4 protein-coding genes are annotated in these 3960 nt (G+C 71.5%); all 4 read right to left on the minus strand.

The genetic code is table 11. The features are described 5' to 3' along the window. Positions 1 to 111: 111 nt before the first annotated feature. The 4 genes from AAHZ94_RS29900 to AAHZ94_RS29915 all read right to left on the minus strand — a co-directional run bounded on the left by AAHZ94_RS29900 (position 112) and on the right by AAHZ94_RS29915 (position 3788). Positions 112 to 1524, minus strand: coding sequence for an SCO6881 family protein (locus AAHZ94_RS29900; RefSeq protein WP_349996842.1), 1413 nt, complete (start codon positions 1522 to 1524; stop codon positions 112 to 114). Positions 1525 to 1554: 30 nt separating this feature from the next. After that, positions 1555 to 2244 (minus strand): hypothetical protein, encoded by a 690-nt coding sequence (locus AAHZ94_RS29905; RefSeq protein WP_349996844.1) that lies wholly within the window; start codon positions 2242 to 2244, stop codon positions 1555 to 1557. Then, a complete protein-coding gene (locus tag AAHZ94_RS29910) occupies positions 2244 to 2549 on the minus strand; it encodes a DUF6112 family protein (RefSeq protein WP_349996845.1) in 306 nt (101 codons plus the stop codon). The genes AAHZ94_RS29905 and AAHZ94_RS29910 overlap by 1 nt, the downstream gene beginning before the upstream one ends. A gap of 90 nt (positions 2550 to 2639) precedes the next feature. Next, positions 2640 to 3788, minus strand: coding sequence for a C40 family peptidase (locus tag AAHZ94_RS29915; RefSeq protein ID WP_349996847.1), 1149 nt, complete (start codon positions 3786 to 3788; stop codon positions 2640 to 2642). Between the last annotated feature and the right edge of the window lie 172 nt (positions 3789 to 3960).

Here is a 3960-nt window from a genome sequence, read left to right on the forward strand (position 1 = left end):
CCCCCGCGCCGCCCCCCCCCCCCCCCCCGCCCCGGCCCCCCCGCCCGCCCGGGGGGGGGCGGGGGGGGGGGGGGGCGGGGGGGCCCGGCCCCCCCCCAGGCGGGTGGGCGGTCAGGACCCCGATGGCGGCGGGTTCGGGTAGGCCCAGTTCGGCGAGGTGGCAGAGTCGGTCGCCCCAGCGGCCGGTGGCACCGGTGCGACGGCATTGCTGACCGAGTCGGCACCAGGGCCGTCAGTGTTGGCGCCCGTGCGCTCCATGCCGCTGCCCGGAAGCGAGGCGCTTGCGGGCGCGCCGGCGGAGCTTGCACCGGCGCTCGCCTGCGCTCCGGGGCTGGCCGTGCCGGGGTGGGTGATCAGCGGTGGGAGTCCGGGGCGCTGGATCAGGGAGCGGCCCTTGTCGCCGGGGGCGTTGGCGTCCTCGCCGTACCGGAAGCTGGTCGGTGGCTTGCCCGGACCGGTGTTGATGCCTTCCTTGCTGAGGTGGGCGCCGGCCGGGTTGATCCCGGAGGCGACACCGTTCCCGCCGGCCCCGGCAACCTTGCTCGGGCCCTGTGGGGCGGGGGCGCCCATGTTGGCCTGGAGCGCCAGGGTGGCTGCGCCCTTCGCGGCTGCGGCCGGGGCGGCGAAGCCGGCGATGCCGGAGCGGTGCAGGTCGTCGTTGCCGCCGCTGTCGGTGGCCCAGTGCACGAACTTGTAGGTGATGTACGGGCAGAAGAGCACGAGCGTCATGACGACGATGCCGGCCATGGCGTCGGACAGCGCGGCCATGCCGTCGTCCGAGTCCGACTGGCCCATCGCGCTGACGCCGATCAGGAAGACCACGCTCATCAGCAGTTTCGAGACGACCAGGGTGGCGGTGGCCTCGATCCACCCCCGCCGCCACCGCTTGGCCACCTCCCAACCACCGCCGGAGCCCGCGAAGACCGCCAGGGCCACCAGGATCAGCACACCGACCTTGCGGGCGACCATGACACCCCAGTACAGGAACGCCCCGATGGTGAAGCCGACCGCGACCACCGCCGGCACGGCCCAGCCCAGGCCGAACATCGCCCCCAACTGGCTGACCTTGACGACCCGGCGAATGGCGTCGGCTAGTGAGGTGTTGGCCGCCTGGAACAGCCCGTTCGACAAGGCGTCGACCACCGTGATCGCCACCGAGGTGAACGCGATGGCGCAGAAGGAGAACAGGACACCGATCATGGTGCCCATCGCGGCCTGTGCCAGGGCCCGCTCGTCGCGCCGCCAGGCGGCGGAGAGCAACTGGATGCAGAAGGTGCCGACGGTCAGGGTGAGACCGATGGGTAGCAGCAGTTCGTAGTTCTCGCGGAACCAGCGGGCGTTGAGATCGATGGCCGTGGTCGTGTCGACCGCCTTCACGGCCAGGTCCGCGGCGCTGGCGGCGAGTTCGCCGGCTGACTTCGCGATCCACGCCCCGATGCCGTCGGTGACGGTCCCGGCCGGGTTGGTGACGAAGTCGACGGCGTCGCAGACGCTGCCCATCAAGGGCATGTCGCAGACTCCCATAGGGGGGTTACCTCCGTTCGTGGGTGCGGGTCAGGGCGCGACGGCCGGCAGCACACCGGCCAACGCGCACGGGCGAGAGGGACGGCACTGGACCGCGAGCGTGGTGGCGCGGGCCTCGGCGCCACCCGCGGGCGAGCCCTTCCAGGCGATCGACTGCTTGCCGGAGACCGTGACGGCGTAGAGGTAGGCGTCGGTGATCGCCCCGGGGTCCGTCTGAAGGGCCCGGGTGAACGAGGCGGGGAAGTGCCCTTCGTGCACGGTGGCGGTGGCGAACTGCCCGTTGGCGCCCATCTGCTTCCACAACGCGGGCGTGGGGACCAGTGCCTCGACCGAAGCGGCATCGGCGTACCTGGACTCACGGGTCAACCACGTACGCAGCGCCCGGAGCAACTCGGGCTGAGAGGAGGTGCGTGTGTCGTAGGACCACAACGCGACTGCCGCCGCCTTCGCGAACGCGATCGGGTCATGCGTCTTCGGCGGGGTGGGCAGGGCGCCGGCGCGCCTGTTGGGTGTCGAGGCTGTCGGCGTTGGTGAGGTGGGCGCCGTCGCAGTGGACTTCGGCGTCCCTGTCTCCTGGGGCGTCCTGTCGCCGCGGGTGAGGTAGGCGGCGAGCCCGGCGACGGTGACCAGGATGGCCAGGACCGTGGTGCCGAGCAGCACCCGACGCCGTACGACCGAGGAGGCGAAGGCGCCCGACTTGGCAGGCTCAGAGGACACCATCAGACCTGCGCTCCCAGCGAGCTGAAGAACGAGACGACGCCGTTGGCCGCTCCCAGCAGCAGGGCCGCGCCCGCGCTGACCAGCACGCCCTTCTTGCCGTTGGCCTCCGCCTGGTGACCACCCGAGTGGTGCCCCCACGCCCACACCCCCGCGCTGACGGCGAGCGCACCGACCACGGCGATGAGGCAGAACAGGTTGACCGAGCCGATCACCTGCCGAAGAACGGACAGACCCGGCAGGCCCCCTCCACTGGGTGTGATCGCGGGATCGTAGGCGAGCTGAATGGATTGCGCGACAGAGAACATGGCGAACGTCCGTTCGAATCGAAGAATGCTGAAGCCCGACAGGGCAAAAGAGGGCAATACGAAGGAAGGGGCGGGGGAGGGGGAGGCGGGTCAGACGACTCGGCGGACCGCGAGGATCTGCGACTTCCACGACGCGAGGGTCGCGATCCGCACCACGTCCCCGGTGCGCGGCGCGTTGATGATCAAGCCCTGGCCGATGAACATGCCCACGTGCTCGGGCACCTTGGCCGTCCCCCGCGTGAAGAGGAGATCCCCCGGCCGCAGCGCATCGGCCGACACCGCCTTACCCTCTGCGACCTGCGTGTACGTCGTACGCGTCAGGGAGATGCCGGCCGCCTTGTACGCCTGCTGCATCAGTGACGAGCAGTCGCAACGCCCCATCGGGTCGGGCCCGTGGGAGTCGGTGCAGCTCCCGCCCCACTGGTACGGGGTGTCGAGCTGGCCCAAGGCCCAGCGGATCGCCGTCTGCACCGCCCGGGGAGCATCAACGGGGATCTTGTACTCGGTCGGCACCGCGCCGGGCGGGATCGTTCCGAAGTCGGTCCCGTCCCCGTCCGCCGCACAACCACCCGCGGCATCGGCCGATGGGGTGTCGGGGCTGGCAGACCCGGAAGGCGAAGGGGAAGGTGCGTCGCCGTCGGTCTTCGAGAGTAGGGGCGCGATGGCCTTCTGCAAGGCGGTGGCGAGCGGTTCCCACTTGGCGTAAGCCTCGGGGAAGCCCGACCTCTGCACCGCCTGCGCGGCCTGGGTGACCGACAGCGACTGCCAGCCCGACACCTTCTCCAACGCCTCGTAGAACCTGGTCGAGGAGTACACCGGGTCTAGGATCTCCTCGGCGCTGCCCCAGCCCTGCGAGGGGCGCTGCTGGAACAGGCCCAGCGAGTCACGGTCGCCGTAGGTCAGGTTGCGTAGGCCGCTTTCCTGTAGGGCCGTGGCCAGGGCCACGACCTGTCCGCGGGCGGGGATGTTCATCGCGACGCCGGTGGCCTGGATCGCCTTCGCGTGGGGCACCTGCTCGGCCGGGTCATCCAAACCCGGTACGGACACCGCCCCCGTGCTGCCACCGTCGAGGATCTCCTTCACCTGCGCGGAGACAGCCGAACTGTCCACGTCTGGTGTGGTGTCCGTGCTGGAGCACGAGGCGGTGGCGGTGCCGGCACCGATGGCCAGAATCGGCACGATCAGCAGGAGCGGACCACACGCGAAGAGCCCCAGGACGGCCCCGGTGGTCTTCTTCACCGCCTCCGCCTCGCTGGGCGCAGGTAGCAGCCGGGCAACGGTGCCGGGGCGGCGGGCGGGGGTATCCGGGCATGCTGCATGACAGCGGCTCCTTACGGGTTCGTAGGAGGCGGGGGGGGGGGGGGGGGGGGGGGGGGGGCGGCCGCCCCCCCCGCCCCCCCCCCCCCCCCAC

This window comes from Streptomyces sp. HSW2009 (assembly GCF_040240285.1).
GTDB lineage: Bacteria > Actinomycetota > Actinomycetes > Streptomycetales > Streptomycetaceae > Streptomyces.

Excerpts from the sequence above, each read along its gene's own strand:
- AAHZ94_RS29900 (WP_349996842.1), bottom strand. The coding sequence starts at position 1,524 with ATGGGAGTCTGCGACATGCCCTTGATGGGCAGCGTCTGCGACGCCGTC.
- AAHZ94_RS29910 (WP_349996845.1), bottom strand. The coding sequence starts at position 2,549 with ATGTTCTCTGTCGCGCAATCCATTCAGCTCGCCTACGATCCCGCGATC.
- AAHZ94_RS29905 (WP_349996844.1), bottom strand. The coding sequence starts at position 2,244 with ATGGTGTCCTCTGAGCCTGCCAAGTCGGGCGCCTTCGCCTCCTCGGTC.